17 protein-coding genes, 1 pseudogene and 1 riboswitch are annotated in these 13,077 nt (G+C 34.9%); of the genes and pseudogenes, 12 read left to right on the top strand and 6 right to left on the bottom strand.

From position 1 onward, the window contains the following. Positions 1-102 precede the first annotated feature (102 nt). Positions 103-363 carry a DUF6123 family protein gene (locus ACXKY9_RS07435; protein ID WP_001195212.1) on the top strand — a complete coding sequence of 87 codons (261 nt, stop codon included), beginning with the start codon at positions 103-105 and terminating at the stop codon, positions 361-363. Between the two features lie 2 nt (positions 364-365). Here the strand turns inward: ACXKY9_RS07435 and ACXKY9_RS07440 are convergent, their stop codons facing one another. The 3 genes from ACXKY9_RS07440 to ACXKY9_RS07450 all read right to left on the bottom strand — a co-directional run bounded on the left by ACXKY9_RS07440 (position 366) and on the right by ACXKY9_RS07450 (position 2,613). Next, a complete protein-coding gene (locus tag ACXKY9_RS07440) occupies positions 366-1,271 on the bottom strand; it encodes a DMT family transporter (RefSeq protein WP_000818084.1) in 906 nt (301 codons plus the stop codon). A 13-nt stretch (positions 1,272-1,284) separates the two neighbouring features. After that, the gene (locus ACXKY9_RS07445) at positions 1,285-1,671 is read right to left on the bottom strand and encodes a reverse transcriptase-like protein (RefSeq protein ID WP_000573880.1); all 387 of its coding nucleotides are present in this window, start codon (positions 1,669-1,671) and stop codon (positions 1,285-1,287) included. A 69-nt stretch (positions 1,672-1,740) separates the two neighbouring features. Next, positions 1,741-2,613: an aldose 1-epimerase family protein gene (locus tag ACXKY9_RS07450; protein WP_000127397.1), complete on the bottom strand. Its 873-nt coding sequence runs from the start codon at positions 2,611-2,613 to the stop codon at positions 1,741-1,743. 133 nt (positions 2,614-2,746) lie between these two features. Then, positions 2,747-2,791: riboswitch (PreQ1 riboswitch) on the top strand. Between the two features lie 6 nt (positions 2,792-2,797). Between ACXKY9_RS07450 and ACXKY9_RS07455 the strand changes: the two genes are divergently transcribed. From ACXKY9_RS07455 to ACXKY9_RS07465, 3 genes are all read left to right on the top strand, one after another. Further along, on the top strand, positions 2,798-3,283 hold the full coding sequence (locus tag ACXKY9_RS07455; RefSeq protein WP_001026474.1) for a QueT transporter family protein: 486 nt from the start codon (positions 2,798-2,800) through the stop codon (positions 3,281-3,283). 151 nt (positions 3,284-3,434) lie between these two features. After that, positions 3,435-4,094: a ribonuclease H family protein gene (locus ACXKY9_RS07460; protein ID WP_000875544.1), complete on the top strand. Its 660-nt coding sequence runs from the start codon at positions 3,435-3,437 to the stop codon at positions 4,092-4,094. A gap of 12 nt (positions 4,095-4,106) precedes the next feature. Continuing rightward, positions 4,107-4,283 carry a zinc-finger domain-containing protein gene (locus ACXKY9_RS07465; protein ID WP_000358801.1) on the top strand — a complete coding sequence of 59 codons (177 nt, stop codon included), beginning with the start codon at positions 4,107-4,109 and terminating at the stop codon, positions 4,281-4,283. A 33-nt stretch (positions 4,284-4,316) separates the two neighbouring features. Here the strand turns inward: ACXKY9_RS07465 and ACXKY9_RS07470 are convergent, their stop codons facing one another. Next, complete coding sequence (locus tag ACXKY9_RS07470; protein WP_000534400.1) at positions 4,317-4,565, bottom strand: DUF2564 family protein; 249 nt, start codon at positions 4,563-4,565, stop codon at positions 4,317-4,319. A gap of 119 nt (positions 4,566-4,684) precedes the next feature. Then, positions 4,685-4,882 carry a cold shock-like protein CspB gene (gene cspB / locus ACXKY9_RS07475; protein WP_001161731.1) on the bottom strand — a complete coding sequence of 66 codons (198 nt, stop codon included), beginning with the start codon at positions 4,880-4,882 and terminating at the stop codon, positions 4,685-4,687. A 261-nt stretch (positions 4,883-5,143) separates the two neighbouring features. Between cspB and ACXKY9_RS07480 the strand changes: the two genes are divergently transcribed. The 8 genes and pseudogenes from ACXKY9_RS07480 to ACXKY9_RS07515 all read left to right on the top strand — a co-directional run bounded on the left by ACXKY9_RS07480 (position 5,144) and on the right by ACXKY9_RS07515 (position 11,654). Beyond that, entirely contained in the window at positions 5,144-5,872 is a 729-nt protein-coding gene (locus ACXKY9_RS07480; RefSeq protein ID WP_001043750.1) for a YqcI/YcgG family protein, read from the top strand. A 14-nt stretch (positions 5,873-5,886) separates the two neighbouring features. Next, positions 5,887-6,630 carry a LysE family transporter gene (locus ACXKY9_RS07485; protein ID WP_001196846.1) on the top strand — a complete coding sequence of 248 codons (744 nt, stop codon included), beginning with the start codon at positions 5,887-5,889 and terminating at the stop codon, positions 6,628-6,630. Between the two features lie 19 nt (positions 6,631-6,649). Next, entirely contained in the window at positions 6,650-6,943 is a 294-nt protein-coding gene (locus ACXKY9_RS07490; protein WP_000286362.1) for a hypothetical protein, read from the top strand. 78 nt (positions 6,944-7,021) lie between these two features. Then, positions 7,022-7,651, top strand: a complete 630-nt coding sequence (locus ACXKY9_RS07495) for a sterol desaturase family protein (RefSeq protein ID WP_000755391.1) — start codon at positions 7,022-7,024, stop codon at positions 7,649-7,651. Positions 7,652-7,873: 222 nt separating this feature from the next. Beyond that, positions 7,874-8,215 carry a DUF485 domain-containing protein gene (locus tag ACXKY9_RS07500; protein WP_000817366.1) on the top strand — a complete coding sequence of 114 codons (342 nt, stop codon included), beginning with the start codon at positions 7,874-7,876 and terminating at the stop codon, positions 8,213-8,215. Between the two features lie 2 nt (positions 8,216-8,217). Next, a complete protein-coding gene (locus tag ACXKY9_RS07505) occupies positions 8,218-9,768 on the top strand; it encodes a solute symporter family protein (protein ID WP_001098233.1) in 1,551 nt (516 codons plus the stop codon). Positions 9,769-9,959: 191 nt separating this feature from the next. After that, the gene (locus ACXKY9_RS07510) at positions 9,960-11,309 is read left to right on the top strand and encodes an aspartate aminotransferase family protein (RefSeq protein ID WP_000850959.1); all 1,350 of its coding nucleotides are present in this window, start codon (positions 9,960-9,962) and stop codon (positions 11,307-11,309) included. A gap of 67 nt (positions 11,310-11,376) precedes the next feature. Next, positions 11,377-11,654, top strand: a pseudogene (locus ACXKY9_RS07515) (DUF3986 family protein). Positions 11,655-11,735: 81 nt separating this feature from the next. Here the strand turns inward: ACXKY9_RS07515 and ACXKY9_RS07520 are convergent. Then, positions 11,736-12,899, bottom strand: a complete 1,164-nt coding sequence (locus ACXKY9_RS07520) for a cation:proton antiporter (RefSeq protein ID WP_000393892.1) — start codon at positions 12,897-12,899, stop codon at positions 11,736-11,738. Positions 12,900-13,077 lie beyond the last annotated feature (178 nt).

Here is a 13,077-nt window from a genome sequence, read left to right on the forward strand (position 1 = left end):
GTAGAAGATTGATTTACAAAGTTGTCAAAGAAATTTCATTCTCATAGCGTGTAAAAACATGTATGATAGGAGATGGAGAATTTTTGAGTAGGTGGGAATAACATGCAAACAGTAGAAGATTATCTTTCATTCTTACATACGAAAGGATTTAAATTATCAGAGGAAGCACAAGGGTTTATTATGTTTGGACAAGGATATACTGGTGCGTCTGATGGGATTGTGAACGCAGCAATAGAAGCGACAATTAAACATCAATTGCAGTTTGATGGTAGTTATTTCGTTGCGTTATTAGAACGATTGAAAGAGGAAGAAATTACAGATAAAAAAAGCGCTAAGGCTTTTATGCGGAAGTTACAAGCGTAACTTCACGCAGCCTGCGCTTCTTTTTTTGTTTTGGAAGGTAATTCAACAAAAATCATGCCTAGAAAAATACATAGACATCCGATAATAGCAGAAATAGAAAGTTGTTCATTTGCAACGAGAACGCCTGTTAATGCAGCAAAAACGGGCTCCATTGCGAAAATAATTGCTACCCTCGTTGGAGAAGTGTGTTTTTGTGCCGATGTTTGAATGAAAAAAGCAATAGATGTTGCAAACAGGGCAGTTAGAAAGAGTGCGAATAAAAAGGATTGATTCGTCCATAGTGATACTGAAAATAACTTTTCCCAATCTTCAAACAAAAAAGCGCAAATAGAAGAAAATATACCAACAGCTAATACTTGAGATGTGCTTAATAATAAAGGTGATATTTTCTTAGAAAAGAAGCCGTTAATAAGAATATGGGCAGCGAAAGCGACTGCACAACCGAGAACAAGTATATCTCCTATATTTAATTGGAAAGAATCAGCAGCTGTTAATAAGTATAAACCTGTTGTAGCTACAACAATACCAAGTACGATGAAAATGGTAGCTTTTTGTTTTAAAAAGATAAAGGAAAAGATTGGGACCATAACAATGCTTAGCCCAGTTAAGAAACCTGCTTTTGAAGATGTTGTATAGAGTAAGCCAAATGTTTGCAATAAATAACCGACAAATAAGAAGAACCCAACTATTAATCCGGCTAAACTACTATGTTTTAATTCTTGTTTTGAAGTTTTCTGTGAGAAAATAATTTGAACGAATAATAAAATAATTCCAGCGAATAAAAAGCGAATACCATTAAACGTAAATGGACCAACGAAAGACATAGCGTTTTGAACGACAACAAACGTAGCTCCCCAAATAAAAGAGACAAATAATAAAGCAAGAGGAGCAATCCACTCTCTTTTCACACTCATACCCCCGTTAATTTTGTAAGATAGCTTTTCTAGCTAATTCATCAGCTACTTTATTTTGACTACTTGGAATCCACTTAATAAAAAAGAGATCGAAGTTTTTTATGTACTGCAGTGCTTCATCTAAAAGAGGTGCAAATATTTTATTTTTTGCGTATTCTTTTTCAACAGCCCGTTCGACAAGCTGGGAATCTGTACGAAAAGAGACAGTGCTATAATTATGCTCGATGCAATATTTTAATGCTAGAAGTAAAGCGCGGTATTCTGCTTCATGATTGGACATTGTTCCAAGTGGTACTGATAATTGTACAGGCGGCTGAACGCCTTTAATAAACACTCCTGCACCAGAAGGACCAGGATTTCCTTTTGATGCACCATCAATATATACTTCAATCAAAATGAGAAACCTCCAAATTATAAGATTATCCCCTACTTAAATATTTTTTTGAAGTAGGGGATAGGGTAGTTATCCGATTGTGATGCTGTAACGACATGTAAATGTTTCATTCGCTTGTAAAGATTGAATTCCCTTTTTGTCCTTGAAATCTTTTGCTGGATTTACTTCATCAGCGATTCCATACCAAGGTTCAATACATAAGAAAGGTGCGTTATCCCCTGGTGTCCATACGCCGACAAATGGAAATCCATCAAATTCTACTTTTACAAATTTATTATGTTTATGAGAACGAATCGAAATTTCATTCGTATTCATATGTTCAAAAATAAGTGCATCATTTTTGAATAAATCGTATGTAAGTGGCAATTCAGTCGTATTTTCAGCGATTAATTGCTTTTTGTTTGAAAGATAAGGCCCTTCTAATACGCTTGTTTCTAAGCGTTCCGAACCATTAAACGATAAGTGATAATCTGTAAATGATTCACCGTCCAATAAAGGGAAGTTGAATCCAGGATGTGCTCCGATTGAGAAGAACATTTCTTTAGAAGTAGGATTGTTTACTTCATATGTTACATGAACACTTTGTCCATCTAGCTCATAAGAAACGAGTAATTCGAATTCGTATGGGTATTTTTTTAATGTTTCTTCATTACTAGTAACGATATAAGTGATCTTTGTTTCGCTTTGTTCTTTCACAGAGAAAGTAAGATCACGAGCGAAACCGTGTTGTGTTAATGAATATGGTTTACCGTCTACGTAGTATGTATTATCTACTAATCGACCGACAATTGGGAACAAAATTGGTGCACGGCGTCCCCAATAAGTAGAATCACCTTGCCATAAATATTCTATGTTGTCTTCTTTTAAGCGAACGCTCTGTAATTCTGCACCTTTGTCAGAAATGGAAACGATCACTTTTTCATTTTGAATTGTTGCTGTCATGAAGTGAAACCTCCTAAATCTTTCATATGTTTCATTATACGTTGTCTAAAAGGAAAAAGGTAGTTTATGATAGGAAATCTATTGACGAAAGAGGGGCTACCACGTAAAATATAATCTTGTTGCTAAAAAAAAGAATAACGTGGTTCGAAACCATCCCACGTAAAAAAACTAAGGAGATTTTGTCATGAATATTAGAACATTAGTCGGTAATGGTATTTTAGCGGCATTATATATTGCTGTTTCTATGCTTATTCAGCCATTTGGCTTTACAAATGTACAGTTTCGTATTTCAGAGATGTTTAATCATCTCGTTGTATTTAACAAGAAAGCAATTTACGGAATTGTATTAGGTGTATTTTTAACGAATCTCTTTTTCTCACCTATGATCGCTTATGATTTAGTATTTGGAGTAGGCCAATCTATTCTTGCGTTAGTTGCAACGATTATTTCTATGCGATTTATTAAAGGTGTTTGGGCTCGTATGATTTTTAATACAGTTATCTTTACGATTACAATGTTTATGATTGCAATTGAACTTCATCTTGCATTGGGTTTACCATTTATGTTGTCTTGGTTAACATGTGCAATCGGTGAATTTGTTGTCATGGCGATTGGTATGCCTGTAATGTACTGGATTAATAAGCGAGTACAATTTGAAAGATTTATGTAATAGATGAAAGAGCTATTCCTATAGGGATAGCTCTTTTTGCATGTGATAATATTGAATATAATTCTTTGACTCTTGATAAAATATAATAAAATAAAGTGAGGCTTTTATTAGCTGGCTACATATAAGAAGTCTTACATAAGGGGAATGTAGTATGAAATATAAAATTCATTGGTTGTATAAAACGAAGCGCGGATTGCAGACGGAATTAACAACAGAGTATATGAACATAGAAGAAATACTTCAATTTGCAGAGGATTTTGAGAAAACAGGAAGAGTAAAAGAATTTTCATTTTATGATGAAATGGACGCAGAATGGTCATTAAAAGAGATGAAAAAGTTAAGTAAGCAAGTAGAGGAAGAGCCCCAAGAAATACTCGTTTATTTTGATGGGGGGTATGATGTGCAAACGAAAGAAGCTGGCGTTGGTATATGTGTGTATTATAAAAAAGGAAATACAAACTACCGCATTCGCCGCAATGCATATATAGAAGGTATAGATGATAATAATGAAGCGGAGTATGCATCACTATTATACGGTATGAATATACTCGAGGAATTAGGGATTAAATATGAAGCAGTTACACTTCGCGGCGATTCTCAAGTTGTATTGCAGCAATTAGCCGGAGAATGGCCTTGTTATGATGAGCATTTAAACCATTATTTAGATCAAATTGAACAAAAGGCGAAGCAAATGAAATTAAAACTTGTATGTGAACCGATATCTAGAAAACAAAATAAAGAAGCACATCAATTAGCAACGCAAGCATTAGAAGGGACAGTCATTGATAGTCATAAAGAAATAACCGAATAGAGAGGTGCAAAGGTGGATAAAAAGCAACTCATTACAGAGGTAAATGACTTATTAGAAACATACTGTGAAGGATGTTTCTTGCGAGAACATAATCGAAAGACAAATAGTAAGTATTATGCTCATTCATTTTGTATAAGACAATGTACAGTTGGAGAAACATTGAAAAAGTATGGAGAACAGTTGTCATAAAAAAACATCCAGAGAAAATTCTCTGGATGTTTTTTAGTGCTTTGCTTCGTTTAATTGCTGCTCGCATTTGCTTAGTTTCTTTTCCTCGTTCATTAAAAATGGTTCATCTAAATCTACTGCAACAGATTTCATAATTTCAAGCTGTGAGCGAGCTGCTTCTACTGCAGTAGTGGCATGCTCTAATGTGTCTGGATCCATTGAAATTGTTGCAGAACCTACCATCTTTTGTGCTGTTTCTACACGGAATTTTACTTCTTCAAAATCATTTACTTCTGATCCCATTGTTACTGCCTCCTTTGTATATTGCGCATTTCACATAGTTTTTGCTCTGTAAAACGGAAATATACAAAGGAATAATAAAGGAGGTTACCAAGTAAGGTAACCTCCTGTTATATGTTGGATTAAAGTTTTACTACGTTAGCAGCTTGAGGTCCACGGTTACCTTCAGTAATGTCGAAAGATACTTCTTGACCTTCTTCTAAAGCTTTGTAGCCATCTCCTTGAATAGCAGAGAAATGTACGAATACATCGTCAGCGCCTTCCATTTCGATAAATCCAAAACCTTTTTCGTTGTTAAACCATTTTACTTTTCCTTGCATGTTATAATTCCTCCTAAAAGCGTTTACTATTTTCATTTAGTGAAATTCATTTGAAAAATAATATAAACTAAAAATGCTATATTCTTGAATATTCTGCTAAATGATTAATTTAAATATACACGAATTGGGAGAATTTAGTCAAGTAAGCGATTTTATTTTTTGTATTTTTAAATAATTTTTCAGTCGAATTTTTAAATAGGTATAGGACAGGCCGAGTATGTAATATTCTTAATTGAATGCTATACATAATGAGGTGAAAGAATGAATAAGTCTTACTTATTAGATAATGAAGAAATGAGAACGAGAACCGACATACCGGATTGGGTTGCAAAAGAATTTGAGATTTTTTCAAGTGTCGTGTTAGAACCAACTTTTCCATGTTATTTCGGTTTAACAGCTTTGAAAAAGAATGAACTTCGCTATTCATTTCTTTCTCATAATGATTGGAGTCATTTGCCACATACAATGTTATCTTTTTTAGAGTTAATGAAAGAGAGGCCGATTGTAAGAAGGGGCTTTTTCCTTTTTGTAGAACCGGAATGTGAAGAACAATCACTCGAATATTACCGTGATTCCTTTTGGAAAGTGCTACAGTATTTACATGAAAACGATAATCAAGCATGGCCAAAGCAAATTCCTGAAGATCCAGATCATTATTTATGGGAATTTTCATTTGGTGGTGAGCCAATATTTGCATTTGGAAATGCGCCAGCTTATAAACAACGAAAAACTAGACATTTAGGGAATTCTCTCGTTATTGGGTTTCAGCCACGCACTATTTTTGATGGATTAGAGGGAGATCGTCCTAAAGGAGCATATTCAAGACAAATGGTCCGTGAGCGAGTTGAAAAGTGGGATCAATTGCCGAAACATCCTAACATTAGTCATTACGGTGACCCAGAGCATCGTGAATGGAAACAATATTTCATAGGAGACGATGTAGAGCTAATAAAAGGGAAATGTCCTTTTCTTCATAGGATAGAAAAATAAGAGCCATCATCTGGATGGCTCTTTTGTATATTTTGGATAAAAAAGGGTATTTTATTACGAAAGCTAGTCTATTTTTTCAAATTATATCATTAACTAGTAATAAAGAGAGTAGAAAGGATAGAGCGATGTTTGGAGCAATTATACAGCAAATCGTATTAGGTATATCATTAGCTGCGCCAGTAGGGCCGATTAATATTGAAATGTTAAAACGAGGAATTGAACGTGGTTTTTGGCACGCTTGGGTTGTTGGAATTGGTGGAATGACTGCAGATGTTTTATTTATGCTTCTCATTTATTTCGGTTTATCTTCTGTGTTTATGTATACATATGTACAAGCCTTCATGTATTGCACGGGTTTTTTCTTGTTATTTTATTTAGGATTTCAAAGTGTAAAACAAGGAATTTTCGAATCGAATATGGAATATAAAAAAGAAGAGGTAGGTGGCCTTAAGCAATCGTTTATGGCAGGATTTTTAATTGCGATATCCAATCCATTAAATCTTGTTTTTTGGTTTGGTATATACGGAAGTACACTTAGCTCATTACTTACGAAGGTAACGAAACAAGAAGCTTTTTTGTACAGTCTTTGCATTATTGTTGGTATTATTTTATGGAATTTAAATATTGCTTTTTCTGTACATTTTGGAAGAACTTTATTAAAACCAAAAGCGCTTGGCTACATAACAGCCGGAGCAGGTATTATTTTAGTAGGTTACTCTATACATTTTGCATACAAAGCTTTACAGTTGTTCACATAAGATTGAAGGGGAGATTTTTATGTATCGAACCACTATTGACGGAAAAGAAATTATAATTACGTTAGCGCCAAAAATCCGAAAAGAAATTACTGATAGAAATCCACTATATGAAGCGGTATTTCATAATGCTGCAAGATTGTTACAAACAAAGCAACCGACGTTTGCAGTAAATCATGAAATATTTGGGCTCATTATTGGAGAAGTGCAAAGAGGAGAAGTAACAGTGTTTGCAGTGGAACATATTATTCCGAAGCAAAATATATTTGGATCAAACAATTTTTTCTCGGCAATAGAACAGCAGGCAAATTTGTAAAGTGAATAGAATAAGAATAGAAAAGAAATAGTCGTAACGATATGTTGCGGCTGTTTTTTTGAAAAAGGGGGAAACAAGATGAAGAAAGTGGGGAAAGAGTTCTTTTTACAACATGATATTGTTATTATGTATAGCATTCTATTTATTTGCATTATTATTTTAAAAATGCAATTTTTTACGTGGTTTGGCATGTTAGCATGTATGTTTGGGATTGTTTTCTATACACTTAATGAATATATGACACATCGTTTTTTATTCCATATAAAGCCACCTAAAAACACATTTCTATTAAAAATGTTAAGAAGATTGCATTATGATCACCACGTATATCCAGATGATTTAAAACTTTTGTTTTTACCTGTATGGTTTAGTATACCTAGTTTTACTATATATTTACTTATAGCATATGGTATTACAAAAAGTGTTACTATTGCACTTTCATTTGGAATCGGAATGATTATTATGCTGCTCGTTTACGAATGGAAACATTATATTGCTCATAGACCGATTCGTCCCGTCACTAAGTTTGGAAGATGGCTAAAAAAACAACATATATTACATCATTATAAAAACGAAAAGTTTTGGTTTGGTGTTTCAAATCCAGTATTCGATTTTATATTTGGAACACTTAAAGATGGAAAAGATGTTGAGTTAAGCGAAACGGCTCGTAATTTAGAAAAGGAAAAAAAGACAAAAGTAGTGCGTTAAGCACTGCTTTTGTCTTAATGAGGATAAATAAGTAAGGTGTCACTTTATTTTGAAAAAGTATATTAAAAATTTAGGGGAAATTGCCGAAAAATGTCTATCAAAAAATCTTTGCATGAATGCATGGATTGTCTAAAATGAATATAAGTTTCTGAATATTTATAAAATTTAGTCTTTAGGTATGCAAGGGGGAAGTGTATTTTAAGTAAGAGAGGGGATCGGTTAATGAAACGAGACGATACGTCAGCACGTAAGTTGCAAAATGAGGTGAATTATACAGAGGTCGTTCAGTCGGAAGAATTTCAATTGTTATTAAATACGAAAAAGAAGTTTATCATTCCAATGAGTATTTTCTTTTTTAGTTTTTTTATCGCATTACCTATTCTAACATCGTATTCAAAGGTGCTTAATACACCTGCATTTGGAGACGTTACATGGGCGTGGGTATTTGCTTTTTCCCAATTTATTATGACATGGGCACTATGTATGATTTATAGCAAAAAAGCAGAATCATTTGATGAAATCTCCCGAAAAATTTTGCAAGATATGCAAAAAGGGAGGGGCTGAACTTGAATACTACTGCATTTGCACTATTTTTAATTATTGTTCTTGGTACGCTCGTCATAACCTATTTTGCATCGAAAAAAACGAAAAATGCGAGTGAATTTTATACGGCTGGAGGGGGATTAACTGGTTGGCAAAATGGTTTGGCCATTGCTGGAGATTACATGTCTGCTGCTTCATTTCTCGGTATAGCTGGAGCAATCGCATTAACTGGGTTTGATGGATTCTTTTATAGTATCGGTTTTTTAGTTGCTTATTTAGTTGTACTATATCTTGTTGCAGAACCGCTTAGAAATTTAGGAAAGTACACTTTGGCGGATATGATTGCAGCACGCTTTGACGCGAAAAAAGTTCGCGGAGTTGCAGCTCTTAATACGATGACGATTTCTATCTTTTATATGATTGCACAATTAGTTGGCGCGGGTGCACTTATTAAATTATTATTAGGGATTGAATATACGACATCTGTATTAATCGTTGGAACACTTATGACGGTGTATGTTATTTTTGGTGGTATGACAGCAACGAGCTGGGTACAAATTGTAAAGGCTGTATTACTTATGGCCGGTACGTTTATTATTTCTGTTATCGTTTTCGCAAAATTCAACTTCAGCGTGACTGAAATGTTTGCCCAAATGAAAACAGCTACACCATTAAAAGATTCATTTTTAAATCCAGGTGTAAAGTATAAGGATGGCCTTGATACACTTTCTTTAAATTTAGGACTAGTACTTGGTACAGCTGGATTACCACATATACTTGTCCGCTTTTTTACAGTACGTGATGCAAAAACTGCACGTCAATCTGTCGTATATGCGACATGGTTAATTGGTGCATTTTATATTATGACGATTTTCTTAGGATTTGGTGCGGCAGCGTTTGTAGGAAATGAAGCGATTATTAAAGCGAACCCAGCGGGTAATATGGCAGCACCTTTATTAGCCAAAGCGTTAGGTGGAGACTTCTTATTTGCTTTCGTATCAGCAATTGCTTTTGCAACAATTTTGGCTGTAGTGGCAGGTCTCGTATTAACGGCAGCATCAGCATTCGCTCATGATTTTTATAATGAGATCATTCGCAAAGGGAAATCATCGGAAAAAGAGCAAGTATCTATGGCTCGGTATGCATCTATTGGAGTAGCGATATTATCTATCATACTTGCATTATTTGCCCAAACATTAAACGTAGCATTTTTAGTATCATTAGCATTTGCAGTTGCAGCGAGTGCAAATCTACCAGTGATTTTATTTACAATATATTGGAAGCGTTTTAATACAACGGGTGCTATTTCAGGTATGATCGTAGGGCTCGTATCAGCAATTGTTCTCGTAGCGTTGAGTCCGAATGTTTGGAACCCTGTAGCTGGAAAAGCTATTTTTGTTGGGGAAGCGATATTCCCATATACGACACCAGGAATTATTTCAATTCCGCTCGGATTTCTTGCAGCATATTTAGGAACTGTTTTATCTAGTAAGAAAGAAGATGCAGCGAAATTTGATGAAATTCTTGTGAAATCTAATACTGGTCACGGTATTAGTGATGCGTCTTCACATTAAATAAAAGAGGAGCTTTTCGATAGATAAGAAAAGCTCTTTTTTCTTTTGTCATTTTCTTGTAAATATTACTGATTTGTAAGTAGGATTTGTCTTAATTTTGTGGAATGAAAATAGCAGGGAGAAATTTAAGTCATCATGGCACCAGCGCAGCTTTTGTGAAAAATAAGTTGTTATGGAAGGTGGAAGTAATGATGAAAACGAAGCAAACTGATGAATTATTAGCAAAAGATGAGCAATATGTTTGGCACGGAATGCGTCCCTTTAGTCCAAATAGTACAATGGTAGGGGCAAAAGCTGAAGGGTGCTGGGTTGAAGATATACAAGGAAAAAGATATTTAGATGGTATGAGTGGTCTTTGGTGTGTGAATAGTGGATATGGAAGAAAGGAGCTCGCAGAAGCGGCTTATAAGCAATTACAAACATTATCATACTTTCCAATGTCACAATCTCATGAACCAGCTATAAAGCTTGCTGAAAAATTAAATGAGTGGCTTGGGGGAGAGTATGTTATTTTCTTCTCAAATAGTGGTTCAGAAGCGAACGAAACAGCTTTTAAAATAGCAAGGCAATATTATGCGCAAAAAGGTGAACCACATCGTTATAAATTTATGTCACGTTATCGTGGGTATCACGGGAATACAATGGCGACAATGGCAGCGACGGGACAAGCGCAGCGTAGATATCAATATGAACCGTTTGCTTCAGGCTTTTTACACGTAACACCACCGGATTGTTACCGTATGCCTGAAATTGAAGGGCAGCATATTTATGATGTAGAATGTGTGAAAGAAGTCGATCGTGTTATGACGTGGGAATTAAGTGAAACAATTGCCGCTTTTATTATGGAACCAATTATTACAGGCGGGGGCATATTAATGCCACCACAAGACTATATGAAAGCTGTTCATGAGACGTGTCAAAAACACGGTGCCTTGCTTATTAGTGATGAAGTAATTTGCGGTTTCGGACGTACAGGAAAAGCATTTGGATTTATGAATTATGATGTGAAGCCAGATATTATTACGATGGCAAAAGGGATTACGAGCGCATATTTACCATTATCTGCAACAGCTGTGAAAAAAGAAATATATGAAGCATTTAAAGGGAAGGGAGAGTATGAATTCTTCCGACATATTAATACATTTGGTGGAAATCCAGCAGCTTGTGCATTAGCCCTTAAAAACTTAGAGATTATGGAAAATGAAAATTTAATTGAGCGATCTGCGCAAATGGGTTCCCTTTTATTAGAGCAACTAAAAGATGAAATTGGGGAACATCCGCTTGTTGGGGATATTAGAGGAAAAGGTCTATTAGTTGGAATTGAATTAGTAAATGATAAAGAGACGAAAGAGCCAATTGATAACGACAAAATCGCAAGTGTCGTAAATGCTTGTAAAGAAAAAGGGCTTATTATAGGACGAAACGGTATGACGACAGCAGGATATAATAACGTTTTAACATTAGCGCCGCCGCTTATTATTTCAAGTGAAGAAATTGCCTTTGTTGTTGGAACTTTGAAGACGGCGATGGAACGTATTTAATAAATAGAGAGAGGAGCGAGCTGTAATATAAGGCTCGCTTTTGTTTTTTAGTAGGAGGGGACTTTTAATGGAGAAATATGATCCTAACAAACATTATCATATCGGATATTATGAAGACGGATATGATTTAGAAGTGACGGCGTACAAAAGAATAAATGAACCAGTTTGGGATGCTTATCTTCCGCACTATGAGGTAGACGATTTTTACAAAAAGTGGAGAAAATGAAGCTAGGTGAATATATAGATGACTATGGTATTAAAGTATATTCATTTAGTAATGACATCGATGATGAAGAAGCACGAACTATTTTTGAAAACTGGTTAAAAACGAATGGAATTGTTTAAAGATAAAATGAAAAAGGAGATTACTATCTTGTAAGATAGTAATCTCCTTTTCTTATTCTTATAGTAAATTTACTTACTTACTTACTTGCTTGCTTTCATTGCTTTATCTTTTGCACCAAAAGTGTATTTTAACATTGGTGGTGTAATCATTGTAGTTAAAATAACGACAATAACGATTGCTGTAAAGTAATCTTGTGCCAATAGACCTGAAGAAAGTCCTGTTCCTGCAATGATAAGTGCAACTTCACCACGAGAAACCATACCAGAACCGATAATTGCAGAAGACTTAGCATCAAATCCAGTCATGCGTGCACCAACACCACAACCAATTAGTTTCGTTAATACAGCGATTACTGTTAATGCTAAGATGAACCAAATTTGATTGCCAATACCGTCAAATGTAATATTCATACCGATACTAACGAAGAATACTGGAACGAACATAGCGTAAGCAATTGGTTCTACTTTCTTTTCTACTTCATGTTTGTAGTTTGTTTGAGAAATTGCAATACCAGCAGCGAAAGCACCGATAATACCAGCAATTCCTAATAGTTCGCCGAAATATGCGAATGAGAAACAGATGATAAGAGCTGCGCTCACGATAGACTCAGATACGCGCAGTGGTGACAACCAACGCATAATTGCTGGAACACCTTTCCATCCAATTAAAATAATAGAAGCGAAGAATACTACTTTCTTCAAGATAATCATTGTTAAGTTAACATCATCAGTGCCTAAGAAGCTCATTGCGAATGCTAATAAAATAACAACAAGAATATCATCAAATACAGCGGCTCCAAGCATCGTCGTACTTTCACGTGTTTTCATTTTACCTAAATCACGAAGTGTTTGTACGGAAATACTAACACTTGTCGCACATAGAAGTAATCCTAAGAATACAGCGTTTCCTTGTTCCATTCCCATAACAAGGCCGGAAACGTAACCACCTACGAATGGAAGAATAATACCTCCGAGTGCAACTGCTAAAGAAGAATTACGATTGGCGTTTAATTCTTCTAAGTCTGTTTCAAGTCCAGCCATAAACATTAGAAGAATAACCCCGACATTACTTAATTGAGTTAGAAGCTCTGAATTTTCAATCCAACCTAATACAGCTGGACCGATAACGATACCGACAATTAATTTACCTAGTACAGAAGGTTGACCTAATCTAACACTAAGATCACCAGCAAGCTTTGTACTTAATAAAATAAGTGCAATTTGAAAGAAAAATTCGAATTCCATCTGATCCTCTCCTCATCATTTTTAGTTTTATCATACGATTTCTCGGAATTTGCCTAATGAAAATATGTAAAACCCATTAAACAAAAGGGTCTGATTACGAGTTCTTTTGAACTTGTAATTTGAACCTGTAATTAATATATAATATATTTTGCAAAAAATCAATGAAAAAATGGGAGCT

It is taken from the genome of Bacillus sp. 2175, from assembly GCF_057812155.1.